At 57.9% G+C, this 24983-nt stretch carries 24 protein-coding genes and 1 riboswitch; of the genes, 8 read left to right on the top strand and 16 right to left on the bottom strand.

The genetic code is table 11. The features are described 5' to 3' along the window. The first annotated feature begins 24 nt into the window (after positions 1 to 24). Genes KO498_RS02735 through KO498_RS02725 form a run of 3 tightly spaced genes read left to right on the top strand, consistent with a single transcriptional unit; the run spans position 25 to position 2117 of the window. On the top strand, positions 25 to 705 hold the full coding sequence (locus KO498_RS02735) for a molecular chaperone DjiA (protein ID WP_215958353.1): 681 nt from the start codon (positions 25 to 27) through the stop codon (positions 703 to 705). After that, positions 705 to 1730 (top strand): endonuclease/exonuclease/phosphatase family protein, encoded by a 1026-nt coding sequence (locus KO498_RS02730; protein ID WP_215958352.1) that lies wholly within the window; start codon positions 705 to 707, stop codon positions 1728 to 1730. Before KO498_RS02735 ends, KO498_RS02730 begins: the two co-directional genes overlap by 1 nt. A 30-nt stretch (positions 1731 to 1760) precedes the next feature. Next, complete coding sequence (locus tag KO498_RS02725; RefSeq protein WP_215958351.1) at positions 1761 to 2117, top strand: hypothetical protein; 357 nt, start codon at positions 1761 to 1763, stop codon at positions 2115 to 2117. A 1-nt stretch (position 2118) separates the two neighbouring features. On the opposite strand, the gene KO498_RS02720 is transcribed toward KO498_RS02725, so the two are convergent. The 3 genes from KO498_RS02720 to KO498_RS02710 all read right to left on the bottom strand — a co-directional run bounded on the left by KO498_RS02720 (position 2119) and on the right by KO498_RS02710 (position 6668). Then, the gene (locus KO498_RS02720) at positions 2119 to 3663 is read right to left on the bottom strand and encodes a Ppx/GppA family phosphatase (RefSeq protein ID WP_215958634.1); all 1545 of its coding nucleotides are present in this window, start codon (positions 3661 to 3663) and stop codon (positions 2119 to 2121) included. Positions 3664 to 4090: 427 nt separating this feature from the next. After that, on the bottom strand, positions 4091 to 5578 hold the full coding sequence (locus KO498_RS02715) for a serine/threonine-protein kinase (RefSeq protein WP_215958350.1): 1488 nt from the start codon (positions 5576 to 5578) through the stop codon (positions 4091 to 4093). Positions 5579 to 5753: 175 nt separating this feature from the next. After that, positions 5754 to 6668, bottom strand: coding sequence for a LysR substrate-binding domain-containing protein (locus KO498_RS02710; protein WP_215958349.1), 915 nt, complete (start codon positions 6666 to 6668; stop codon positions 5754 to 5756). Between the two features lie 83 nt (positions 6669 to 6751). Between KO498_RS02710 and KO498_RS02705 the strand changes: the two genes are divergently transcribed. The 5 genes from KO498_RS02705 (at position 6752) to KO498_RS02685 (ending at position 12356) form a co-directional block, all read left to right on the top strand. Further along, positions 6752 to 7984, top strand: a complete 1233-nt coding sequence (locus KO498_RS02705) for a M24 family metallopeptidase (RefSeq protein WP_215958348.1) — start codon at positions 6752 to 6754, stop codon at positions 7982 to 7984. A 39-nt stretch (positions 7985 to 8023) separates the two neighbouring features. Further along, a complete protein-coding gene (locus KO498_RS02700) occupies positions 8024 to 9637 on the top strand; it encodes an ABC transporter substrate-binding protein (RefSeq protein ID WP_215958347.1) in 1614 nt (537 codons plus the stop codon). 69 nt (positions 9638 to 9706) lie between these two features. Further along, the gene (locus KO498_RS02695) at positions 9707 to 10888 is read left to right on the top strand and encodes a mandelate racemase/muconate lactonizing enzyme family protein (protein ID WP_215958346.1); all 1182 of its coding nucleotides are present in this window, start codon (positions 9707 to 9709) and stop codon (positions 10886 to 10888) included. A 17-nt stretch (positions 10889 to 10905) separates the two neighbouring features. Continuing rightward, complete coding sequence (locus KO498_RS02690; RefSeq protein ID WP_215958345.1) at positions 10906 to 11910, top strand: Ldh family oxidoreductase; 1005 nt, start codon at positions 10906 to 10908, stop codon at positions 11908 to 11910. Positions 11911 to 12104: 194 nt separating this feature from the next. Continuing rightward, positions 12105 to 12356 carry a hypothetical protein gene (locus KO498_RS02685; protein ID WP_215958344.1) on the top strand — a complete coding sequence of 84 codons (252 nt, stop codon included), beginning with the start codon at positions 12105 to 12107 and terminating at the stop codon, positions 12354 to 12356. A gap of 214 nt (positions 12357 to 12570) precedes the next feature. On the opposite strand, the gene KO498_RS02680 is transcribed toward KO498_RS02685, so the two are convergent. From KO498_RS02680 to KO498_RS02620, 13 genes are all read right to left on the bottom strand, one after another. Beyond that, positions 12571 to 14745, bottom strand: a complete 2175-nt coding sequence (locus KO498_RS02680) for an RNA degradosome polyphosphate kinase (protein ID WP_215958343.1) — start codon at positions 14743 to 14745, stop codon at positions 12571 to 12573. Between the two features lie 89 nt (positions 14746 to 14834). Further along, on the bottom strand, positions 14835 to 15659 hold the full coding sequence (locus KO498_RS02675) for a TonB family protein (RefSeq protein ID WP_215958342.1): 825 nt from the start codon (positions 15657 to 15659) through the stop codon (positions 14835 to 14837). After that, the gene (locus tag KO498_RS02670; protein ID WP_215958341.1) at positions 15656 to 16042 is read right to left on the bottom strand and encodes an ExbD/TolR family protein; all 387 of its coding nucleotides are present in this window, start codon (positions 16040 to 16042) and stop codon (positions 15656 to 15658) included. The genes KO498_RS02675 and KO498_RS02670 overlap by 4 nt, the downstream gene beginning before the upstream one ends. Positions 16043 to 16045: 3 nt before the next feature. Further along, positions 16046 to 16423, bottom strand: a complete 378-nt coding sequence (locus tag KO498_RS02665; protein WP_215958340.1) for an ExbD/TolR family protein — start codon at positions 16421 to 16423, stop codon at positions 16046 to 16048. Continuing rightward, entirely contained in the window at positions 16423 to 17076 is a 654-nt protein-coding gene (locus KO498_RS02660; RefSeq protein WP_252731241.1) for a MotA/TolQ/ExbB proton channel family protein, read from the bottom strand. The genes KO498_RS02665 and KO498_RS02660 overlap by 1 nt, the downstream gene beginning before the upstream one ends. Positions 17077 to 17113: 37 nt before the next feature. Then, the gene (locus KO498_RS02655; RefSeq protein ID WP_215958339.1) at positions 17114 to 17872 is read right to left on the bottom strand and encodes an ABC transporter ATP-binding protein; all 759 of its coding nucleotides are present in this window, start codon (positions 17870 to 17872) and stop codon (positions 17114 to 17116) included. Further along, positions 17869 to 18855, bottom strand: coding sequence for a FecCD family ABC transporter permease (locus KO498_RS02650; RefSeq protein ID WP_215958338.1), 987 nt, complete (start codon positions 18853 to 18855; stop codon positions 17869 to 17871). The genes KO498_RS02655 and KO498_RS02650 overlap by 4 nt, the downstream gene beginning before the upstream one ends. Further along, complete coding sequence (locus KO498_RS02645) at positions 18852 to 19661, bottom strand: ABC transporter substrate-binding protein (protein ID WP_354667609.1); 810 nt, start codon at positions 19659 to 19661, stop codon at positions 18852 to 18854. The genes KO498_RS02650 and KO498_RS02645 overlap by 4 nt, the downstream gene beginning before the upstream one ends. Positions 19662 to 19704: 43 nt before the next feature. Further along, on the bottom strand, positions 19705 to 21537 hold the full coding sequence (locus KO498_RS02640; protein WP_215958336.1) for a TonB-dependent receptor plug domain-containing protein: 1833 nt from the start codon (positions 21535 to 21537) through the stop codon (positions 19705 to 19707). Positions 21538 to 21662: 125 nt separating this feature from the next. After that, a riboswitch (cobalamin riboswitch) is annotated at positions 21663 to 21876 on the bottom strand. An 88-nt stretch (positions 21877 to 21964) separates the two neighbouring features. Beyond that, positions 21965 to 22522 carry a hypothetical protein gene (locus KO498_RS02635; RefSeq protein ID WP_215958335.1) on the bottom strand — a complete coding sequence of 186 codons (558 nt, stop codon included), beginning with the start codon at positions 22520 to 22522 and terminating at the stop codon, positions 21965 to 21967. A 136-nt stretch (positions 22523 to 22658) separates the two neighbouring features. After that, positions 22659 to 23351 carry a DnaA ATPase domain-containing protein gene (locus tag KO498_RS02630; RefSeq protein WP_215958334.1) on the bottom strand — a complete coding sequence of 231 codons (693 nt, stop codon included), beginning with the start codon at positions 23349 to 23351 and terminating at the stop codon, positions 22659 to 22661. After that, a complete protein-coding gene (locus tag KO498_RS02625; RefSeq protein WP_215958333.1) occupies positions 23351 to 24421 on the bottom strand; it encodes an AI-2E family transporter in 1071 nt (356 codons plus the stop codon). Before KO498_RS02625 ends, KO498_RS02630 begins: the two co-directional genes overlap by 1 nt. Before the next feature lie 80 nt (positions 24422 to 24501). Further along, the coding region (locus KO498_RS02620) for a pentapeptide repeat-containing protein (protein WP_215958332.1) at positions 24502 to 24983 on the bottom strand (482 nt) is incomplete at its 5' end.

Here is a 24983-nt window from a genome sequence, read left to right as displayed (position 1 = left end):
GACAGGCAGGCTAAGCTGGCGAACATGTCAATTTGGACCCGCATAAGTGCCGCTGTGGCCGCGCTCGCTCAAGGCGCACCCTTGTCTGATGTGTTTGCACAGTTGCGCACTCCTCCGGAGCGTTCGGTCGGGTTTACGATCGCCGTGATCGCGCTTGGTGCCAAAATGGCAAAGGCCGACGGGCATGTGACTCGCGATGAAGTGACGGCCTTTAAGGAAGTGTTCCAGATTGCCCAAGCAGACGAGGCAGGCGCGGCCAAAGTGTTCAACCTAGCGCGGCAGGATGCGACGGGCTTTGAGGCCTATGCAACCCGTGTGCGAGACATGTTCGGCGCGGGGCACGAGGCCTTGCATGACTTGCTTGAAGGGCTGTTTCACATCGCTGTGGCTGACGGCATGTATCACCCCAATGAAGACGCGTTCCTGCATGAAATCGCCGAAATTTTCGGGCTTAGCGAGCACGCGTTTCGCCAGATCAGGTCTCGTTTTGTGCCCGAGGCGGAGGCGGACCCTTACTCGGTTTTGGGCGTTGAACCCTCGACGCCGATTGAAGAAATCAAGCAGGTGTGGCGTGCGATTGTCCGTGAAAGCCACCCCGACCAGATGATTGCGCGCGGCCTTCCGCAAGAGGCCATAAAGATGGCAGAAAAACGGATGATTGCCATCAACCGTGCTTGGGAAGAGATTTCCGAGAGGCGGGGTTGATGCGGATCGCGACCTATAATGTCGAGTGGTTTAACAGCCTGTTTGACGACGATGGAGCACTGCTGATGGACGGCGGTTGGTCGGGGCGCCATAACGTAACGCGCGAACAGCAAACCTTGGCATTGGGGGCCGTGTTCACCGCCCTAAAGGCCGATGCGGTGATGATCATCGAGGCCCCCGACGAGAACCGCAAGCGCCATGCTGTGCCAGCGCTGCAAGCCTTTGCAAAAGCGTTCGATCTGCGCACCAGCGAGGCGATAGTCGGGTTTCACAATGACACCCAACAAGAGATTGCTTTGCTTTATGATCCCTATGTGATGACCGTGCGGCATGATCCGCGCGGCGAGGTTTCTGGCAAAAAAGGGGCTCATAATTCGCCACGCTTTGACAGCACCTTCCGGATAGATCTTGATGTCGATGCGAAGGAAGATCTGGTGCAGTTTTCCAAGCCGCCGCTTGAGTTGGAGGTTCAGACCGCGAAGGGGGGCGCTCTGCGCTTGATCGGCGCTCACCTCAAGTCAAAGGCGCCACACGGAGCGCGCAATGATGCCGAGGCCATGACCTTGTCTGTGAGCAACCGTCGAAAGCAGTTGGCTCAAGCGATATGGCTGCGTCAGCGCATTGAAGAGCACCTCGACGCTGGGGAAAACCTGATTTTGCTGGGTGATCTGAATGATGGGCCGGGGCTTGACCAATACGAAGATTTGTTCGGGCGCTCTTCTGTTGAGATCATCATGGGAGAGACGGGCAAAAACTGTCTTTTTGACCCACATGCGCGGCAGGGATTGAGACGGCGACTAGGGCCTGTTCCGACATCGGCGCGCTTCTATCTGAAAGGCAAAAAGCGCTACCTACAAGCCTTGTTAGATTACATTATGATCTCGCCGGGTTTGGTTGAGAAAGCGCAGGGCTGGCATATCTGGAACCCTTTTGAAGACCCTAAGCTATACAAAGTTCCAGCGTTGCGGGAGGCTTTGCTCACGGCGTCTGACCACTTTCCGGTAACGCTTGATATTGATGTTTGAAAAAGACGCGACAGCTCTTATGTTTATAGAATGACACGATCAACGGCATTTGCAATTTCGCTTTGCGCTCTGCTTCCGTTGTCGCTTCCTGCTTGGGCGGAGGACGACGGGCTGACGCTGATGGAACGTGGTGCACAGTTGTTTTTGGAAGGCATCCTGAAAGAAGTTGAGCCGGCCATAGATGATTTGCAAGAGCTTGCGGAAGGTATGGAACCCGCGCTGAAGGAGTTCGCTGACAACATGGGGCCTGCACTGGCTGACCTTTTTGATCAGATAGAAGACTGGAGCGCCTATGAACCGCCAGAAATCCTGCCCAACGGTGACATCATTTTGCGCAAGAAAACGCCGGATGAATTGCGACCCAATGATGATGCAATTGAGCTTTAAGTCACTTAATTAAAACAACTTTTGGAGTTGCGGGAAAAGCTTCGGCAAGCGAGTTGAATCGAGACTCGGCCACTTCACCAAACAGCGGCTCTGCATCTGAACTAAGGGTTAACTCGAGGACGCGCTTTTTGGGATACAACTTGAGCTCCCCCATTCTCGCATCTTTCACCAGCCAGAGCATCGCACCAAAGCGCATCGCTTTTCCGACAGTTTCAGCGACACGCTGGTCCGCTTCCGGGATAAGGTCATAGAGTTCGGAAAAACGACTGCTACGGCCCGAGTTCGAGTAGCGATAGAGCAGCGCAAGCCCGAGGAAGACTCGCTCGGAATGCCGAAGTCCCCCAAGGTTTGCCTGCGTGGCAAGGTCAAAGCAAGTCTCTGCGCGATAGTCCGGATGCGCGCGCCAACTTACGTCATGCAGCAAGCATGCCGCCTTGATGAGGCGTAACCGTTCTGGAGAAGCGGATTTGAAAAGAGGTTGGATAAACTCGAAAAGCGTGCGCCCAAATCCGGGCAAGCGGGCGTCTTTTGCTTCAGAAAACAAGCAAGCTTCAATGAGCGGATCACGGGCGCGGAGGGGGGGGGGCATTTGTTCGTAGAGCATGCCTTCGCGGATGCCGTAGGAGCTGATTGCGATGTCGTGGGGGCGGAATTCCTTAACCACTTCTTTAAGAACTTCGGAGGCGATTGGAACGAGGTTCATCCGGTTCGAGGACACGCCACAGGCTTGGCGAAGCTCTTCGTTGTCAGACTTGGCAATGTATTTCGCAGTTTCGTTCACGGCTTTGCGGGTCATGCGGTATTCATGCAGAACATGCAGCGGATAGCCCCGCCGGTGCATGTCGATACGGGCAATGGCGCGCCACGAACCGCCAACGAGAAAGAGACGGTTATGCTGCGGGCCGAGATTTTTATGAAGCGATTGCAAGGTGTTACGGATAATTTCTTTGCGCGCCTGCTTGCCGCCTTTGATGCTCTTCAGCCGTTGCGGGCCGAGCGGGGATGTCACGCGCTTGCCGACTTCACCGTCAGATATCTCGGCAAGTTCCATCGACGCACCGCCAATGTCGCATACAAGGCCGTAAGAGCCGGGCCAGCCGAGCAAAACGCCTTGCGCGGACAGGCGCGCCTCTTCCTGACCGTCGATCACCCAAAGCTTGAGGCCGGTCTCGGACTCGACGAGATCACGAAACTCGGGCCCATCAGAAGCCTCGCGCACAGCGGCGGTGGCGACGGCGGTGAGGGGGCCGGTGCCAAGGCCTTCTGCGAGGCGTTGAAAACGGCGAATTGCGCTCAAAGCCCTTGTTCTTCCTGAAGGATTCAGCTTTCCGCTCTCGGCGATGCCCTCGCCAAGTCCGGCCATAACCTTCTCGTTGAAGAAGTAAGCAGGCGAGCGCGACGCCCCGTCAAAGACCACCAAACGCACCGAGTTTGAGCCGACATCAACCACACCGACACGCGACAATGCGCGGGCCTCTTTGCCCTGAAAAAGCGGGCGGCCGAAGGGGCCATAATCCTCGAGGTTGGTCGGGTCGTCGCTGTCCATCGGCACCTCTGGGCTTTGCTTGGCAGAATGTATCGCAACCACGCGAAAGACCGTCAACAGCCGATGTGCCGACCGTGGAACTTTGCGACGAAAAGTAAACGGCGAGCCTCCCGTTTGTTAAGCTTGGTTAACGGGCGTTTTGGCGGTGTGACTCGGGTGCATATTGCAGTGCATACCACAGTGCATAATGCGTATGCACAGTTTGAGAAATAAAGGGTGGTTAACGGCGGCTGAGATCGGGGTTTCTGTTGCGCAGCGAACGGCGGCTTTGAGCCCAGACTACCGAATGCTGCACCTCGAATAGAGGGCGGCGATGCGCCGAAAACCGACATTTGTTTTAAGTCGAACGGTCCTATCCAGATCAACACGGTGGACCCGTCTAAATTTCCAAACTCCCAAAAATTACTTTGACCTCCTTGAAAAGGGTCTATGAGTCAGAGAAAAAAGTGGAGGGAGGCGGCATTTGTTGGGGCGGGCGAAGTTTTCCTGACGCCCCCCTTGCAAATAGGCCGACCCAGCGGTCGTGAAAAGATTGTTCATCTTCTGCATCTATCGAATGGGGACCAAATGCCGCCGAAAACACACCCATGGTGGTCGAGAGCGCGACATCGAAGTTTCGGTCGTTTGGAGAGAGCGCGACTGGCTGTTTCCAGAAACTACTGTTCATAGCCCAAAATGATATTTCGAACCACCTAAAGTCACTGTCATTTGGCCGCTTCGCATAGACCAATGATGCCGAAATTGTGTATTCGCTTTCGTCGGAATAAGACACCCTCTCAATGTCGCATCGAAGCTTGATTTGCGAGAACGCATAGACGGTCCAACCAGATCCTTCCAAATGAACGCGTGGAGGATTGTTGGGAATCTCAAATGACAATTCAGCAGGTCCAAGACATACGGATGGGGCTGTTGAGTACGGTCTGTTGGCGGCTTCAGATGAGTCTGTAATCGTGTCAAACATTCTATTCAGTATCAGAAGGAGTTCATCGGCGGCTTCGTCGCCTTGTTGTTTGATCGATAATATTCGCGTCTCTTCCTCCAATCGCTTCGCATCATCTTCGGCCTGTTGGGTCGCAATCTGAAGCCCAGCTTCCGCTAGGGCATTTTTGGCGGTAGCTTCGACATCAGTCTGCGCCGATGTAATAATGTCCTTACATCTTTGGAGAGATGGTCTCCCGTCTTGTGCCTTGCGCAGCATCGAGCGGACTAGACCATTAATCCGAGCACTTGCATTCGGCATTCTTTCTGGTTGTCCACGCAGGTGTCCATCCCGGATGGCGTCGAAATCACCTGTAAACGGTGGATCTCCAACGATCATCTCTTGCACGATACATGCTAACGCATAAACATCTGTTGCAGAGGTAGAACGCATCATAAGCCATTGCTCCGGAGCGGCGTATTGCGGAGTGAGAGATGTTTTCAGTGTTTGCAGTGAAGTACTGTTTTCCACGAACTTGGCGATCCCAAAATCAGCGATTTTCCACCGACCATCGTGCCAGAGTATGTTCCCTGGCTTTAAGTCACGGTGAACAATATCGCCAACTTCCATGAGACCATCAATAACATCAGCCGTTACGTTGCTTATTTCGCTCCACTCAAGCGTTTCACGGCCTACCAAGTGCTGTTCCAAGCTATAGTCGCATATGGGCATTACAAGAAAATAGCGATCTGATTGTGCATCCTGACCGTAGTCCAGCACCGGCACAACGTTAGTTAGCGTTCGTGACGAAAGCGTTGCACCCAGTGTAAGTTCCCGATGAGCCGCAGCGTCTGCAGTCAGCATTAGCCGTTTGACGGCGACAGGGCCGCATTCCCCGCTTCCACGGAACACTTCGCCGAAACCGCCCGGCGGACCAAGCGGGTCGGAATCGTCAAATATCCAAGTGCCCTCGGTTAGTCGGATTTCGATCTTCATGCCAAACCTCTTAGGTAAAATCGTTATCTTTCTTCCTAACCAGAGAGTTTTGGAATGTCACTGCGCTCGCTATTTTATCAGTGTTGCGATGCGCAAGATGCGGACGTTCGAACCACTGGCTCCAACGTCCAGTTTCAATACTCAGCAGTAACAAGAACAGCAGTACGCGAACTGCTTATCGGGCTACGACATCGGTATCAGCAAGGCTTGCTTGCACCCATTCGATGAACTGGTTTGCCAAACGGTTAGGGCTTGGGTCCTGCGCCACAACCGCCCCCCAATACGAATAATCCGTGCCCACTACACTGCCAGCAACCACCGCCAATCGGCCATCACCCACATAGTCAGCAACAGTTTTTGTCGTGACCAGTGCAAAGCTCAACCGATGCTGGATCATCTCGACAGCCAAATGTTCGGCCGTAACTTGTCCAGCGATTGATATCGGTGGCGCTCCAAGGCCCTTTGCTGCAGCCCATTCCTGCCAAGTAAATTCACCCGAATGTTCATTGCGGCGAAAGACAACATGCAAAAGGTCTTCGGCCAGAATATCGCTTAGTTCAAAGCTGTCTTGCGCCAAGAACGGATGCGAGGGTTGGCACATCACTGCGCGATGGTCGTCAAACAGATGTGTCCATTCCCCGTGTGGTGGTCGGCCTTCCAGATGTGCAATGACCACATCACACCCATGTGCAGACAGCGGGTCATGAGAGGGCTGAATGTAAAGATCGATGTTTGGATGAAGGCGCTCGAATGCATACAGATGCGGGATCAACCACATCACGCCAAAGGAATATGAAACCGAGACCGTCAGCGTTTTACTCTTGTTTTCACTTAGTATGCCGTCTGCGCGGCGTATTCTTTCAAAGGCATCACCAAGGGCTGCCCTGATGGACAGCCCTACTTCGGTACCGAAGAACTTGCCACCCTCTCGATAGACAAGCGCCTGACCGCTGGCGCTTTCTAATGCGCGCAGCCGATGGCTGATAGCTGCTGGCGTGACACATAATTCTCGTGCGGCACCTGACAGGGTCCCATGCCGTAAAACGGCGTCAAAAGCCCGTAGGCCTGTCATGGAAGGCGCATTGCGCATCGTCTCTCCTCTTTTACTTAAAGTGAAACTGAAACGGAATAATTGTCAATTTGTTCGGTATCAAATTGTGATTATGGTTACGTATGGAATTGGATGACATCCCTCGATTGAACGCTGCTGAACTCCATGGTGGGCGACATGCGCTGTATCTTTCCCGTTTGGCGCATGTGCGCGAAGGGATGCGCATGCACAACGTCGCCGTTATGCTCGTGTGCGACCCGAACCAGATATTTTATGCTACAGGTGCGTCTAACATGCAGTTGTGGAGCACACGCACGCCTGCGCGCTATCTACTGCTTTTTCAGGACGGCCCCTCTGTTCTGTTTGATCATGTCGGCGGCGTTCATCTTGCACAGGGCCTGCCGACGATCACGGACATTCACAAGGCAGAAGGGCTCGACTACGTCAGTTCTGGCGGTGACATGGCAAGTGCGTCTGCACGGTTTGCTGCCGATATTACTAGCTTAGTGCGCGATCACGATACTGCTATTGATACGATCCATATAGACCGCCTTCCATACCAAGCCGTTGACGCGCTACGCGCGAAAGGCTTTGAAGTGCGCGACGCGCTGGAACCACTGAGCTTGACGCGCTCCATCAAGCAGGAAATCGAGCTACCTTATGTAATGGAAGCGATGCGGCGGGTGGAAGAAGGAGTTGCCCGGCTTGAAAACAAGGCCGAGCCAGACAAAACCGAAGTCGAAACATGGGCTGAATTTCACTACTCCTTGATGGCCAAGGAAGGGCAATACGCCTCGACCCGTTTGTTTCAAAGCGGGCCAAATACGTTTCCCTACTTTCAGGAAGCTGGCGGACGGGTGTTGCAAAAAGGTGATCTGCTGTGCCTCGACACCGACGCTGTGGCATTTGAAAATTATGCCGTCGACTTTTCGCGTACCTTCCTGTGCGGCAATGGTCGCGCAACCGTTGATCAAAAGCTGCTCTATGCTCGTGCACGTGAGCAACTTGAATGGAACGCAGAACTGTTGCGACCCCATGTGGAATACCGTGAGCTCGCGGAGAAGGCATGGAACGTGCCGGAAGAACATCTGCAAAGCCGCTACTATTGTGTTGGCCATGGTTTGGGGATGGCGGGTGAATTTCCAAACATTCCGCACCACGATACATCCGATGGAACCTATCCATTGGAGGGCAAGCTGGAACCGGGCATGATCATCTGCATCGAAAGTTACATCGGCTGGGACAAATCGAACGAAGGAGTGAAACTAGAAGACCAATTTTTGATCCACGAAACAGGTGCCCTGCGCATGTCGAACTATTCCTTCGACGAAAGACTGCAAACCCGCATGATTTAAGGGCGACCAATAATCTGAACAGCAACTAGGAGTGTGAAAATGACAGACAAGAAAAAACAGCGCGTCGCAAAGATGGCGGCGGACGTAAAGGCCGGAAAGCTGGACCGCCGCGAATTCCTGGCAATGGCCAGCATCCTGAGTGTCAGCTCCGCAGGAGCCTACAGTATGATTGGCCTTGCGGCCCCCGCGCATGCAGAAGAGAGCAAGAAGGGCGGCATATTACGCATCGGTCAGCAGATACTCGATATCAACGATCCACGCACATATGACTGGCCGCAAAAGGCAAATGTTGCACGACAGATTTGTGAGCCATTAGTGCGTTGGGAGCCGGATGGCAGCTTTTCCCCTTCACTTCTGGAGAGCTGGGAGGTTAGCGACGATGCCTTGACTTACACTCTCAATGTGCGTCGCAACGCGGTTTGGAACAACGGCGACCCCTTCACCGCAGACGACGTGGTTTTCAACATTCGCCGTATGTCAGACAGTACGATGGAAGGGAACTCTATGGCTGCACGTCTGGCGGCCCTACGCGAAGGAGAAGCGACATCTGCCGCAGAAAACGCGGTAGTGAAGATCGACGACTACACAGTCCAGTTGAACCTTTTCAAACCTGATATCTCACTTATCCCATCGTTTGGTGACTACCCGGCGCTTTGTGTGCATTCTTCCTTTGGTGGCCAGTTGCAGGACGAACCAATCGGTACGGGCGCATTCGAACTGGTGTCCTTTGGCGTCGGCGACAAGGCCGTTCTGAAACGGCGCGAAGATGGCAAGTGGTGGGGCGGCGAAGCCTTGCTTGATGGATTGGAGTTCGTTGATCTGGGTAACGACGATGCCGCCTTCTTGGCATCTTTCGAGTCCGAAGAAATAGATATGAATGACGAAACCCAGAGTAACTCTGAGGAAGCTTTCAATGCGTTGGGCCTGAAGCGCGCCGTCGCTTTGACTGCGACGACTGCAGTGGCACGAATGAATACAGAGCAGGCGCCATTTGACAACCAGATGTTGCGTAACGCGGTCCAACGCGCGGTGGACAACGAGGTATTACTGGAACTGGCGATTGCTGGTCTTGGTTCTGTGGCGGACAATCACCATGTCGCGCCTGTTCATCCCGAATATGCGAACGTACCGCGACCACCAACTGACGTGGCCATTGCAAAACAGATGTTGGATGACAGTGGTTTCAGCGGCGAGATCGAATTGATTTCAATAGACGAAGGTGAATTGCGCGATTTTGCCGACGCAACTGCCGCGCAACTGCGCGATGCAGGGTTCGAGGTGAGCCGCCGCACTTTGCCCGGTGCGACTTTCTGGAATGACTGGACGAATTATCCGTTCTCAACAACCTCATGGGGGGGCAGGCCTTTGGGTGTTCAAATCTATGCTCTGGCCTATAAATCCGGCGCGGCGTGGAACGAGAGCGCACATGCCAACCCGGATTTCGATGCGAAACTGAGCGAGGCATTGGGGATATTCGATCCTGAAAAGCGACGTCCGCTGATGGCAGAGCTGGAAAAGATGTTGCAAGATAGCGGCGTGATTGTTCAGCCCTATTGGCGCGAATTGGCGATGCACCATACCGACGCGGTCAAAGGGTACAAACGCCATCCGTTACGCGAGATGCATCTAGAAGCGGTCTGGCTAGACCGCTGATCCGAAACGAGTATACGGGCCTGCAGGTTTTTCCTGAGGGCCCGTTCTTCTCCTCATCGAAAGATCCCAATGAAAATTGCTGCCGTACGGGCTACGCCTGTCAATATTCCATTTCGCGCACCCTACCGGTTTAGCTACGGTAGTATCGCTTCGCTGACCAAAACCGTTATCGAGGTCGAGACCGAGGATGGTGTTGTTGGCCTTGGGGAATGCGCGGATGGGGACCGCGCCACTGATGTGATGGCGATGGGTGCCCGTCTGATCGGGTGGGATGTGCGCGACGTTGCACCGGCGGAGCACATGTGTGTGCCACAGATGCGCTATACGCCATGGGGTAATATCCTTGGTGCGCGCCGTGTCTTCGGAGGCATTGAAATGGCAATGTGGGATGCGCGCGGCAAGACCGAGGGGCAACCCCTCTTCCGTTTGCTGGGAGGAGCCGTTCGCCACGATATACCGCTGACCGAATACTTTAGCTATCGCTTGCCCGGCGCTGATCACGCGGGCGAGGCTACGCCCGCGCAGGTCGCCAACTATTGTGCGCGGATGATCGAAGATCACGGCTCGACAGTCTTTGAAGGCAAGGTCGGCACCGTTGACCTAAGCGAAGAGCTGCACATGGTGCGCGAGGTCCGTGCAGCAATTGGCGATCTTCCCCTGCAACTTGATGCCAACGGTACATGGACGTTGGCCACAGCCCGCCACGCTGTGCCTCAGTTTGAGGCCTACGATATTTCATGGTTCGAAGAGCCTTGCGAAGGCTATGCTGATCTGGCCGCGTTGCGCCCCCACGTTGCCTGCGCACTGTCCAGCCACATGATTGATCTTCCGGCGGCTGTGCGATCGGGTGCACCCGATGCCATAGTGACCAACGTGAATGAACATGGCGGTATTGCGGGCACGCAGCGTTTCATCGCTGCTTGTTCAGCATATGATGTTGGGTTTCGGTTCCATTCGGGCGAAACCGGTATCGCAAGTGCCGCCTACCTGCATCTGACAGCTGCGATCGAACATGTGCGCGGTGCTAGCCAGACGCTGTTTCGCTGGTATGCGGATGATGTGATCGAAGGCGGTCCTTTTGTTCTGAAGAACGGCGTTGTGCGTGTGCCGGATGGGCCGGGTCTTGGCGTTACGCTGGATCAAAAGGCCCTTGAGCGATGCCACGAACGGTATCTTAGCGAAGGGGCGTTGCCGACGGGTGGGTCGGTGAATGACGCAAGCGATTATGGCGGCGGGTTTCGCAAGAAATGAGTAACTCTAGGAAAAACATGACCAAGATACTGACAATGGACGATGTCGAGCGCGTAAGCCAGCAAGCCCTCATCGCGTGCGGCGCGGCACCCGAACAGGCCGCAGCCGTTGCGCGTTCTATTCGCGCAGCAGAGGGGGAGGGCACGCGCGGCATTGGTCTGGGGTATCTGCCATACTACTGCCAGCACCTTAAGGTCGGCAAGATCCTTGGTGATGCGGTGCCGCGCGTCAGCCACCCCGCCCCCGGAATGGTAGCCGTCGACGCGGCTGACGGGTTCGCCCACCCCGCGTTTGAGGCGGGAAAACCCGCGTTGATCAAAGCAGCAAACGATCAAGGCATCGCCTTGATGGGAATCACCAATGCCTATGCCTGCGGCGTGCTGGGATACTTTACCGATATATTGGCGCGTGAGGGCCTAATGGCGATCATGTTCGCCAATGCGTCTTCCACCATGGCCCCATGGGGGGGCAAGACACCCTTCTTTGGCACCAACCCGTGGTCGTTTGCGGCGCCACGTAGGTGTGATCCTCTTGTTATTGACAGTTCCTCTTCGGCCACCGCATTTGTGAACCTCGCGAACGCAGCGGCGGCAGGTGATGCCATCCCACCCAACTGGGCGTTGGACGCTGAGGGGCAGCCAACCACTGATCCAAATGCCGGGATGGCAGGTTCCATCGCACCAGCGGGGGGGCACAAGGGGGCCGCGCTTGCGCTGATGGTCGAAGTGTTGGCTGCGGGGTTGACCGGGGCGCATTGGTCTTTTGAGGCATCCTCGCTTGGCGATGACGCAGGTGGGCCACCAAAGTTGGGTCAGACGATCATCGCAATCCGCGCTGATGGGTTGGGGCAGACCGATCACATCGCTCGGATTGAGGCTATGATATCGGCAATGACATCCGAGGAAGGCACCCGCGCGCCCGGTGAAAGACGCCATCAAACCCGAGCACATACAGCCCGCAATGGGGTTGAGATTGACGCAGAAATGCAGGCCACTCTTGAAAGTCTTGGTGCCAGCCTGTGACCGGTATCGCCGCGCCGCCGATGCATGTGCGAGCCTAGCTAGCAGGCCCATTTGCCCGGCTTTGCAGCGCCCTTGAATCACGCGCAGACCGCAGGCTTCACCTTTGAAAATAGCATTCAGTCCTATGGATATATCGCGTCCGGGTGGATGGTTGCAGAAGGCAAGGCCGACATTGCAGCACTTGACGCGCAATCATGGACACATATGCAACGGTACGATGGCTTCGCGCAGAACCTGAAGGTCCTTGGCTGGACTCTCACCCCTCAACACCTGCACTGTCCTTCATCACGGCTTTGCGGAATGATGCCGCAGCGATCCTGCTGGCTTTGCAATCGGCACTCGACAAACTCGGGCCCAATGACAAGGCCGCCATCGGTATCAAAGACATTCTTCAGATTCCGGCAGGCGAATATCTGGCAGTAGAAAATCCGTGTTCCAAACCATAGATCGATCCGTTTGACGTTTCCGCAAGAACGCGTGGCGAACGGGAAAGAGCAGTTCCGCCACCCCGTTTCGGATCAAATATTGAATAAGTTGTAGGTCCTGGAACTGGCGCGAAAAAACTGTCGAACGTCTCGCTTAGAGCAATGAAAGTTCGCTTTGTCTGGCCCTTTCCGTGTCTACCGGAAACGCCCTTCCACGGGGCGGGGGCGGGGCTGCTCAGTCTTCGGCGTGGGTGAGTTTGGGTACGTCGGAGGCGCCTGCGGAGCCGCGGCCTGACAGCGACGGGTTTTCCATAAAGAACTTGTGACAGTTAAAGGAAAACGTGCCTTCGGGGAGGTGCGTGCGGGTGAAGCTGCCGTCGGGGGCCATGACCCAGCTTTGGGCGGTGTCGGCCATGTTTGCGGCCATGACTTGCGAGGTAATTTGCGCCTTCACCGTGGCGTTGGTGATCTCGATCAGGGTTTCGACGCGGCGGTTGAGGTTGCGGCCCATCCAGTCGGCTGACGACATAAAGACGCGGGCCTTTTTGTGCGGCAACCCGTGGCCATTGCCAAAGCAGACGATGCGCGAATGCTCGAGAAAGCGGCCAACGATGGATTTGACGCGGATGTTCTCGGAGAGGCCGATGACGCCGGGGCGCAGGCTACAGATGCCGCGGATGACGAGGGATATTTTGACGCCCTCGCCAGAGGCGCGGTAGAGCGCGTCGATGACTTCCGGCTCGGTGAGCGAGTTCATTTTGGCCCAGATTTCGGCGGGTTTTCCGGCGCGGGCGTGTTCGATTTCGGCCTCGATCATCTCAAGCAGTTTCGGCTTGAGGGAGATCGGCGAGATGGCGAGGTTTTCGAGCGCGGCGGGTTCGACGTAGCCTGAGAGGTAGTTGAACACTTTGGTGGCGTCACGCCCCAGGGCGGCGTCGCAGGTGAACAGCGAGAGGTCGGTGTAGATGCGCGCGGTGATGGGGTGATAGTTGCCGGTGCCGTAGTGCGTATAGGTGACGAGCTTGTCACCTTCGCGGCGCACGACGGTGCTGATTTTGCAGTGGGTTTTGAGGTTGAGAAACCCGTAGACCACATGTGCGCCTGCGCGCTCGAGGCGGCGCGACTGGCGGATGTTGGCGGCTTCATCAAAGCGGGCTTTCAGCTCGACGAGGGCAGTGACGGACTTGCCGTTTTCGGCAGCTTCACAGAGGGCCGAGACGATCGGGCTGTCGTTTGACGTGCGATAGAGCGTTTGTTTGATGGCGACGACGTCGGGGTCGCGTGCGGCTTGGGCGAGGAAGCGGATGACCATGTCAAACGTTTCGTAGGGGTGGTGCAGCAGCATGTCTTTTTGCTGGATGGCGGCGAACATGTCGCCCTCATGGTCTTGCACCCGTTCGGGGACGCGGGGGCTGAAGGAAGGCCAGAGGAGATCGGGTTTTTCGTCGCGCACCAGCTCGGAGAGGTCGGCAAGGCCGATGGTGCCGTCGATCTCGACGATCTCGTCTCCGGTGACGTGCAGCTCGCGTTTGATCATCGAGAGCAGGCGTGCGGGGGCGTTTGCGCTGATGGTGAGGCGCACGACTTCGCCACGGCGGCGGCGCTTGAGGGCTGTCTCGAACTCGCGCACGAGGTCTTCGGCTTCGTCTTCAACCTCAAGGTCACTGTCGCGCAGGATGCGAAAGGCGCAGGCGCCTTTGAGTTTGAAGCCGGGGAACAGGCTGGGGAGGTGCTCAAGCAGCAGTTCTTCCAGCGGCAAGTAGCGTTGCTGGCCGTCGGGCGCAGGCAGTTGCACAAAGCGGTTGATCTGCTGCGGAATCGGCAGGAGTGCTTGCAGTTTGCGTTTGTCGCGGAGGTTTTCGAGCTCAAGCGCGAGGGCAAAACCGGTGTTGGGGATGAACGGGAAGGGGTGTGCCGGATCGATCGCCAAGGGCGAGAGCACGGGGAAGACTTGCTCAAGGAAGACCGCATGCAGCACGGCTTTGTCTTCATCTGTCAGCTCGGTGCGCTCGACGAGGTGAATGCCTGCTGTGCTCATTTCTTCAGTAAGGTCGGCAAATGCGTCCTGTTGGCGCAGCAGAAGTTTGCGCGCGTTCTCGTTGATCAGCACCAGTTGCTCGGCGGGGCTAAGCCCGTCAGTGGCGGGTGTGCTCACGCCTTCATTGACCAACTCGCGCAGGCCGGCGACGCGCACGGTGTAAAACTCGTCGAGGTTGGTGGCCGAGATCGAGACAAACCTGAGACGTTCAAGCAGGGGCACGCGGGGGTTCTCGGCTTCTTCCAAAACCCGCCAGTTAAAACCAAGCCAGCTTAGCTCGCGGTTCACAAACCGGCCGGGCCCTGCGAGATCAAGGTCAGGCAGCTCTTGCGGCGCAGGAAAGGGCGCTAGGAGGAAATTAGCTTCGGTCATCTTCAGCCTTATTGCTTTGGAATGTATCAGTATTATGACGACAAATGATAATGCGCTCCGCGCACGATAATGTCTAGGGGCGCGCGCCGCTACTTTTTGCTGAAGGCAACCGGCAGATTGAACTTGAACTGCGCCGCGGAGAGGCCTTTGGGCGCGGCGGTTAATCTGGCCCTTTTGACCGCTCTGATTGCGGCTTGGTCGAGTTTACGGTTGCCTGAAGACTTGGCGAGAGAAACGCCGACCACGCGGCCTGCCTTTGAAACAACGATGCGTAACACGGTGGTTCCGCTGGCATTGGTGCCGGAGGGGTAGCGCTTCTGGCGTTCAATACGGTTGCGTATGGATGCGCCCCATTGGGCCATCAAGTTTCTGCGCTTGGCCTTGGAAAGTGTAGCGCTACGGGTGACGGCTGTGTTGCCTGCGTTCTGGCCTGTTTGCCCGCCTGAGGCCTTCTGCTTTGCGGGGGCCGAAGAGGCAGGCTGGCTGCGCCGCGGTTTTGCTGCGGGCGCTGGCCGTGTTTTCGGGCGCTTTGAGGTGTCGGGTGCGAGGGCGGCAACAGTAGGTGTCGCGCTTTGGGTATCAAGTTGCACATGGCCCTCGGTGGGGGCCGCTAGGGGCGTGGTCTGATGCGGTTTCATCGCAGGGGGCGTGGGCAAGGGAGCGAGCGGCTGAGCCGATGTCTGCGCGGCGTTGAGAGGGGCGAGCGCCTCGGGCAGATCTTGCATCGCCTCGACAGGGCGTGTCCACTCGGCAACCCGGGCGGTCATATCGGCCGGGCTTGTCATCAGCGACACGCTTGCCTGCCCCGCTTCGCCCTGCGACTGCGCGCCGGACTGACCGAACTGGGCAAACAGCCCGACATGCACCAAAGCGGCGAGGCCGAAGAAGGCGGCGAATTCGCCAGCGCGGGTCATTTCGGGGCCGTCGTGAGTTGCACTTGTTCATAGCCGAGCGCAGAGAGGCGGGAGAGGGCGGAGGCCAGCGTGGCCGCAGGCAGGGTGGCATCGGCGCGCACCAGCACTGCGGTTTTGGCTGGCGCTGGTGTTAAAGCCAGCATCTCCCAGACGGCAGGGCCGCGCAAATCATCCAGAGCAAAGGCGCCGTCAGCGGCGATATGCAGGCGCAAGTCGTCCGGCAAAGCTGCGCCATGCTGTGCCAGCGGCGGCTGCACATCTATCGGTGGAGGGGCGACGATTTGGGCACTCATCAGAAAGAAAATCAGCAGCAAAAACACCACGTTGATCATCGGCAAGGCCGGTTCTGACTGGCGGCGTTGTTTGGGCTGCGAGAAATCCATCGCTCACTCCACCAGCATCAGGCGGGTGAAGCCAGCGGCTGTCAGGCGTTGTGCGATGTCTGTCAGCCGTTGCACATCGGCGCCATCGCGGGCGCGCAGCAAGATCGCGTCGTCGGGGCTGTCGGTGAGAGACAAAAGCGCCTGCGCCAGCTCTGCCTCGGACTGCACAGCGCCGTTCAGCAAGAGCCCGTCAGGCAGGAGTGTGATCAGGCGCGGCGGGCCGGAGTAGTCACTGACACCAGCACCGCCAGCCATATCAACTGCGGTTTCACGCCCGAACTGGGCTGCCAGCATAAAGAACACCAAGAGCAGGAACACCACGTCGATCAGCGGTGTCAGCGCCGGCTTTCGGCGCACACGGGAGGGTGCGAAGGCAAACATCAGCCGTGGTTAACCTTGAGCGTTGGTGTCGGCTCCGGCGCGGTGAAGATACGCGTGGCGGCATCTTCCATATCGGCCTGCGCGCGGTCGGTGACGCTCTCGATCCATGTCAGTGCCATTGAGGCCGGAATTGCCACGGCCATGCCCGCCGCAGTTGTCAGAAGTGCTTCCCAGATGCCGCCGGCCAGCACAGAAGGATCGGCCTGATTGCCGCTGGTTTGCAGGGCTTGAAATGCCGAGATCATGCCAAGCACTGTGCCCAGAAGCCCGACCAGCGGCGCAATGGTGGCGATCAGCTCAAGTGCGCGAAGCCCCGCGCGCGCGTCACGCAGCAAGGACTTGGCAACGCGGGTCGTTTCCTCGCGGGCTTTGGCGTCACTCAGGTGTTCGCTTTGGTGGTTGCACATTGCCGTATGCGCCAGCATGGCGCGCAGGCTGCGCAGGCCTGACAGGGCGTTGACGGCTTTGTCGCGGCGGCCATTGCACCAGTCGCCAAGCGCGGCCTCGGTGCGCGCGCCCGCCCAAGCGCCGAGGCGCCAGAGCCGCCAGCTTTTCCAAAGGATGATCGCCAGCGTCAGAACCGAAAGCAGCGCAATCACCCAAAGGGCCGCACCCCCACGTTCGAGAAACGAGAACAATTCTGTCATGCCCATGTTGTTTGTCCTTTTGTTGCGCCGTCTGCCATATGCGTCATCGGATCACATCCAGAGGCTGGTAGACAAGGCCTTGCTCGGTGTGCTCGCACCAAGCCGTAATGCCAAACACCGCCGCCAGCCTTTCGGCTGATAGCACGTCTTCGGGCCGGCCGTCGGCTGCCACGCTGCCGTTGTCCAACAGGATCAAACGCGAGCAGTGACGCGCTGCGAGCCCGAGGTCGTGCAGTGACACCAGCAGTGATTTGCCCTGATGTGCAAGCTCTGCGAATGTCTGCATCGTGGCGATCTGGTGCGCGGGGTCAAGCCCGGCGATGGGCTCGTCTGCCAGCAGCAGCGGCGTGTCTTGGGCCAGCGCACGTGCGATCAGCACGCGGGCCTGTTCGCCGCCTGATAGCTGCGTTGCGGGGCGGTGGCGCATTGCGGTGAGTTCCATGCGCGCGAGGGCGGCCTCGACGTGTTCAGTATCATCGGCGCTTGGCTTCTGGAGAGCGCTCAGGTGCGGCGTGCGCCCCAGCATCACCACAGATTCGACTGTGATCGGCCATGCGATTTCACGCATTTGCGGCATCCATGCTGCCTGTCCGGCGCGCGCGTTTTGCGGCAGTTGGGCGAGGCTGCTATGGCCCTGGTGCGCTTGCAGGCCAAGGATGGCGCGCATGAGGGTTGTCTTACCAGCGCCATTGGCCCCGATCAGGCCGACAAACTCTCCGGGTTTGATATCAAAACTCACGTCACGCAGCACCGTGCGGCGTTGCAATGTGACTGACAAACCTGACAGCGAAAGCGCGTTCACAGGCGTTCCTTTCGCAATTTGAGGATCAGGTGCAAGAACAGCGGTGCGCCGACCAGAGCTGTCAGCACGCCGAGTTTCAGGTCGCGGTCGGGCAGGATTACGCGGGTGGCGATGTCGGCGGTGAGCACCATCACTGCGCCGCCGAGGGCCGAGGCCCAGAGCAGACGCGACGGGTGCGCCCCAACGAAGGGCCGCAAAATATGCGGCACAACCAGCCCGACAAAGCCGATCGCTCCGGCGACGGCTGTGCCTGCTCCGACAACGCAGGCCGTGCCGAACACCAGCTGTAGCCTAAGCCGGCTGACTTGGATGCCCATCGCCTGTGCGGCGTCTTCACCAAGTGTCAGCGCGTCGAGGCCACGGCCCAAGGTGCCGAGCAGCAAAAGCCCCAGAGCCATGAAGGGCAGGGCGATCCAGACATGGATCATCGAGCGGTCTTCAAGCGAGCCCATCATCCAGAAGACGATTTCACTGGCTGCAAAGGGGTTGGGTGACAGGTTCAGCACCAGTGAAGTCAGTGCGGAGGCCAGCGCCGAGACTGCGATACCGGCGAGGATCAGTGTGAGGGATGTGCCGCCCGGGCCTGCGAGGGCCATCACCAGCAGCACGGCTGCCAAGGCGCCCGCCAAAGCGGCCAGCGGAAGCCCGAGCACGAAGGCGGCGGCAAAACCGCTTTGGATCGCGATCACGGCTCCCAAGGCGGCAGAGGCGGAGACGCCGATCAGCCCCGGCTCGGCAAGCGGGTTGCGCAGGTAGCCTTGCATGGCCGCCCCTGCAAGCCCGAGGCTGGCACCGATCAGCAGAGCCAGCAGGGCGCGGGGCAAGCGGATTTCGCGCATCACCAGCGCAACGGGGCTGTCGTCGCCTGCCATCAAGCCAGACAGGCTGTCCGCGATGCTGAGCTGGGCGGGCCCGATCAGCAGAGAGGCCGCAAACAGCAGCACAATGGCCAGCCCAAGCCCGGGTAACAAGCCCCGCTTCATGGCTGCACCTTGTTCATGCTGTGGCGCAGGGTGGCCAGTTTTTCGGCGGCGCGCATTACGAAAGGCGTGCCGCAGACCCAGTCATGGTCGGTTACGGCTGTGGCCGCGCGGCCGCGCTGCAGGGCTTTAACGGCCGGATGCTGCAGGATGTCTTCGGCCCGTGAGCCGCCGGGGTAAGCCGTTGACGTGATCACCAGGTCGGGATCGGTGAGCGCCAGCACCTCAAGCGGCATTTTGCGCCCGCTGTCATATCCGGCGGCGATCGCGGCATTGCTGAACCCGGCCAGTTCAAGGACTTCATTTGCCATTGAACCGCGGCCGGACGTGAAGCCGTTGGCGTAATAGAAGATCGCACTGGGGGGTGTTTCGCTGTCTGTTGCCAGAGCGGCGCGGCGCGCCTCAAAATCGGTGATCATCCTTTCGGCCTCTGCCTCGCGGTGCAAGAGGGCGCCCATTTTGGCGAGCTGGCTTGTCACCCCGTCCAGCGTTGTTGTGATTGAAAAAATCTCGACACGGATGCCCAACCCGCGCAGCATATTGACAGTAGAGCGCGGCGTATACTCGCCCGCCAACACCAGATCGGGCTGCATCAGGAATATATCCTCGGCTTGCCCGTAATTGATGCGATAGTTGGCGGCCTCTTTGGCCATGGGTGAAACATGGCTGTCCAGCGATATCTGGGAAACCGACAGAAGCTGCCCCTTGGCGGCGAGCAACATTGCCAGTTGATCGGTGCAGAGGTTCATTGACACGACCCGCTGCGGGGCATCAGCCAACGCGCCGCTGACGGCGGCAGAACAGCTCACCGCGCACACCAAAGAGATGCGCGCGGCAAGAGCCTTGATTTGCTTAAAAGTCAGCACGAAGTCCAACAAAGACCGAGCGGCCCGGCTGATTGTAGCCCGATGCGGTTTCGTAGTCCTCATCAAGCAAGTTGTCGACGCGCAGGAAGACCTCGGCTGTGTCGCTCAGATCATAGGACAAGCCTGCTCCGACCAGAGTATAGTCTCCGACTTTGTTGCCCGCAGATGCAAAGGCACTTGGCAAAACATCGGCGGCATGGCGCACATTCAGATAGCCCGAAAACCTGTCAGTGAAGGTGCCGTTGACACCCAGCACAAGATCATGCCGCGGTGTACGCGCCAAGCGCACGCCCTCGGTTTTGGCGTCGGTATAGGTATAGGCCCCATAGAAGGAATACCGCTCGGACATCTTGTATTCACCCGAAAGTTCAAGGCCCTTGGACGTGGTTTTGCCCGGCACCTGATTGTAGCAGCCAAAGCCGCTGCCGCAGACTGTCGCGGCGAAGTCATAGTCGATCAGGTCATCGATATCGGTGAGAAACAGCGTGGCTTTAACAAAACCGCGTGTGCCATATGTCTTTTCGACACCAAGCTCGTAGCTGACGCTCTTTTCGGGCTGCAAGGCAGGGTCGCCGTAAGCGCTGAACCTTTCGTAGAGCGAGGGCGCCCTGTAGCCCGACCCGACAGAGGCACGCAAAGCGAGGTCTTCGCGGGCATGATAGACGGCGCTCAAGCGGCCGGTTGCCTGCCCACCGAATGTCGAGTTGTCATCATAGCGTAGCGCGGCTGACAAGTCGAACTGCGCGCCGGGGCTGAAGAGCAGCTCGGCGGTAAAGCTGGTGTTGTCTTCCGAGCCGACTGCGGCACCGGCATTGATCTTCTCTTCGGTGTGGTCGATGCCGAAGTTAAGTGTCGCGTTAGCGCCAAGCGAGGCGCTGCCAAGATAGGCCACTGACTGACGCTTGCCTTGAAAACGCGGGGTAAAGCCGCCGGGGTCTTTGCGATCAATGTCAAAATACGAAAAGCTCAGCGTATGGGTGACGGCACCGGTTTCGAAGGTGGTGTAAACGCGCGCACCGTGTTCGAGGTTGAAAAACTCTCCGGTGGAATCAAGCGAGAAGGAGGAGCGGTCAAACTCGCCCTCGCCGTCGCGGTAGAGAAAGGCACCGCCGATCGTGACGGTGTCGGAGATCGCATATTCAGCTGTCAAATGCAGGGTAGACTGCTCAAAGCCGTCTTTTTCAGTGTTGAACGACTGTGACGAGATGCCCTGTGACTTGATGTGTCCGTAGCTGAGCGCAACAAAGCCCTGTTCGGTTTTGTGGCCGATGTTGAGCGCGCCCGAGTAAGTGTCAAAGCTGCCTGCCTCGGCCTTCATATTGCCTGAAAAGCCAAGCTCTGTTGGCCTGAACGTCGAGAAGTTGACGACACCGGCGATCGCTTCGGAGCCAAAGATCGCCGATTGCGAGCCTTTGAGCACCTCAACACGTTCGATGCCTGCTGCGGTGAAACCGCCAAAGTCGAACTGGTTCTGTGGGCCTGTCGGGTCGGCCACGTCAATTCCGTTGACGCGTACGCCGACATAACGTGAGGGCAGGCCGCGCAGCTGTATCGAGCTGGCCCCGCCCAAACCGCCGTTGCTGTTGACGTTGACGCCCGGCAGGCGAGACAGCCGGTCAATCACGCGGGTGTCATTTGAGCCTGCATCCTCGCCTTCGAGGACTTCGACATTCGTGCCGGTGCGAGCCTGCTCAACAGGTGTGAGCGACGAAGACTCGACAATGATCGGATCAAGATCAAAGGCGGCGTCCTGAGCGAAAGCGGGGGGGGCCAGTATGGCGGTGCTCGCCAGTAGGGATGCCATTAGGTGGCGTGTCATAGGTCTTCCTCCATCCGCAACAGTTGCGGTTGTCCTGGGTCTAACTGGTGGAAGATGAGACTCCGCCAGCGGTGCAAATGCCACCACGACGGAAGATCCGTTGCCCATGACGCGTCCCGCGTCCGGACAGGGTGATCACCTCGGCAGGTCTCCTGACTCACGGGTCGATGCTTGATCGGGCCTTCCCCCTGTGGGTTACACAGAAGTGACATGTTCCGACTTTGCTCGCCGCTTACAGTTGCGGGGGCAGTCACGGAATTGGCAAGTCGCAGACCTGCCGCACCGTTGTTCCCTATTATCCAGACATTCTCTGCCCAGACCGAAGTGACTCGTGTCTAGGGCAATTGCCACAGCTTTGAAAGTGGAAAACCGAGCGCAAATGGTCCTGTCAATCCGGCTTGTGAGCCTTGAGTGCGGCGCGCCGTGGTCAGTTGAAGCGGTCGGAAAAACCAAGCAAGTCGTTGAATGGAGCGTTTCGCAGCAGGTCTTGCGGCGAGGCTACATTGCAGGGGGTGAAATCAGAGATTTCGTCGATCAAGACCGCGAGGCAGGCCTGTGAGCAAGCCTGTCTGACAAGGTCTAGGGCTTGCTGAAAGTCGCTGGCTGCCGTGGCGAGGCTTGCAAGTGCGCCTGCTGCGATCTGACTCCACGCCAGAACCAATGCGAGCAAGGCCATGTAAGCCCCCAAGGCGGCAACAAGGCCCAAAGGCCCGAGCGCCAACACCAGAACGACCAGAAGCGCCAAGTGAACAAGAGTTGGTGTGAGCGCTTTGATCAGGGATTCAAGGATTCCCACATGCACTTGTGCATGAACGCAGGCGAGTTCGGCCTGTCTGCGGGCGGCTCGTGCAGCTGCAATCGCTGCGGGGCATTCGCCGTCTTCGCACTCTGGGGGGACATCTGGCGGCGGGTTTTCTCGCTCGCCAAAGACGCCGCGAACCGTCGTAACAACTGTGGTAATTGTATTCCCAATCCATCCAAGCATAACAAACCCTCTTTGAAAGTTTACGGCGTATCGCAACAAATAGTGCTCATTGGTCTGCTGCGAGCGCCTCACGGCCAGCATAGCATGGCTTCCCTAAAACGGGCCAAAAATTAAACCTGAGGTTGAAAGTGATGCGTCACTCCGGCCAGATCGAAAGTTGATCCATTGCCGCCAGCACCTCACCGGCGAGCTTGCGGGTTACGTCGCGGCCTTCGGCCAATGCGGTTTTGTCGAGGGCGTCGACAAGCTCGTGGGCGGCAGCAAAGCTGCGGTCCATGTAGCGTGCCAGGTAGGGGAGCACGTCTGGCTTGGGGTTTAGCTGTCGGTCGGCGAAAAGTTTCATCAGCACCGCCGAGAGCAGGGCGTCGTCGGGCTCTCGCAGATTGACAATGCCCACTTGGTGCAGGCGGCTGGTAAGGTCGGGCAGGGTTAGCCCCATCAGCTGTGGCACGCAATTGGCTGTCATCATCAGAAACCCGCCTTCGGCTTTTGACATGTTGTAGAGGTGAAACAGCGCGGTTTGGGCCTCGGGAATTGCGGCGATCTCTTGGATGTCTTCCACAACGGCTGCGCGGGTGGCGAGCACGGGGACATCGCTTTCAGTGAGGTCGCGCGCCTGAATGTGACGAGCACCGGAGAGCGCGCTCCAGACATGGCAGAGGTGGGTTTTGCCCGAGCCTTTCGGCCCGACAACCATGAGCGTGCGCCAGACGGTTTTGTCCCAGTTGTCAACGATGCTCACCGCCGCCATATTGGCTGTCGAGACAAAGAAGTCGTCGCGGTCGAGCGCGGTTTTGCTCGGCAGATCAAAGGTAAGTTGCTGGGGCATTAGTCGGTTTCGGGCGTGTCTGTGAGGCCGCGGTAGAGGCGGCTGTCTTTGTATGACTGGGCAAAGAAGCGTGTGAATACGCCGATCGCGGCTGCAACGGGCACAGCCACCAGCATGCCGACAAAGCCGAACAGGGTGCCAAACACAGAGAGCGCGAAAATCAGCCAGACCGGGTGCAGCCCGACAGATTTGCCGACCAGTTTTGGTGTTAGCACGTTGCCCTCGATCACTTGGCCGATGACAAAGATGATCACCACCGCCGCCAGAGAGAACCACTCGCCCCAGAACTGGAACAGCGCCAAACCGATGGCGAGGATGCCGCCAAGCACTGCGCCGAGGTAGGGGATGAATGTCAGCATTCCGGCGATGAAGCCGACGATCAGGCCAAACTGTAGCCCGACCACCATAAGCGCGATAGCGTAGTAAGCGCCGAGGATCATGCAGACGGTGCCCATGCCGCGGATGAAGCTGGCCAGCGTCGCGTCGATCTGGCTGGCGAGTGTGCGCACAACAGGGGCGTGATCACGCGGCAGCATTTCGTCAATCGCTGCGACCATTCTGTCCCAATCATAGAGCAGGTAAAAGGCCACAACCGGCACGATCACCATGAGCATCACGAGGTTAACAACCGACCAAGCCGAGGAGAGCACAGTTTGCAGCAGCTCGCCGCCGCGTTCCTGCACTTTGTCGCCGACAGTCAGCAGCGAATGACGCAGGGTGCTGTTTTCGTCCATAAGAGAAGGGAAGCGCTCGGTAAGAAAGCCCTGCAACTGCTCAAACAACTGCGGCGCGGTGTTGAACAGGGATATGGCCTGTTCGATCATGACCGGAATGACCAGAAGCGCCAGTATGACGAAGATCAGCAGCCCCGTCAGGGTGATCGTGGTGGTGGCCACGGCGCGCGAGGCGCCCATTTTTTCAAGCCTATCAGCGACCGGATCAAGGAAGTAAGCGATCGCTCCGCCGAGCACGAAGGGCAGGATCACATCGCCCAGATACCAAAGCGCCACGCAGAAAACGAGCGCGGAGATACCCCAGTATTTCGCCTGATCGCGGATCGGAAGTGCCATGTGAATCCTCGGTTTTGAACTGGTAATTACATTGCCCACCTTGGCCTAAAGCGCAAGAGGGCGGTTGGAGATAGTGCGGGTTAGTCCGAAGGGTTCGGATTTGGCGGCGGGGTGTAGTTGTCAGGATCGGCCAGCCATTTTTGGTGTTCTGAGTAGAAGTTGTGTTCGCCCAAAGGTGGAAGCTCCCAATCAGGCCAATGGGCGGGGCGGGCGGTGCCTTTGGGCAAGGTGACAGAGCCGTCAGCAAACATATCCTGCAAAAACGGCGCGAGATGCCTTATGGTTGTATCATCCACAGATCTTACCGAAGCTCCGCGTAGCAAGGCTTCGGTAAGATTTGTGGAACTGTACAACCGCGCGCTGTCGAGGTTTGCCCCCTCCAACCGCGCGCTTCTGAGGTCTGCCCCCTCCAAGCGCGCGCTTCTGAGGCTTGCCCCCTCCAACCGCGCGCTGTCGAGGTTTGCCCCCTCCAAGCACGCGCTTCTGAGGTCTGCCCCCTCCAAGCGCGCGCCGAAGAGGTTTGCCCCCTCCAACCGCGCGCTGAAGAGGTATGCCCCCTCCA

The organism is Lentibacter algarum (assembly GCF_018860975.1).
GTDB classification, from domain to species: Bacteria; Pseudomonadota; Alphaproteobacteria; order Rhodobacterales; family Rhodobacteraceae; genus Lentibacter; species Lentibacter algarum_A.
Note: the sequence above shows the minus strand (reverse complement) of the source record. Positions and strands in the feature narration are given on the sequence as shown.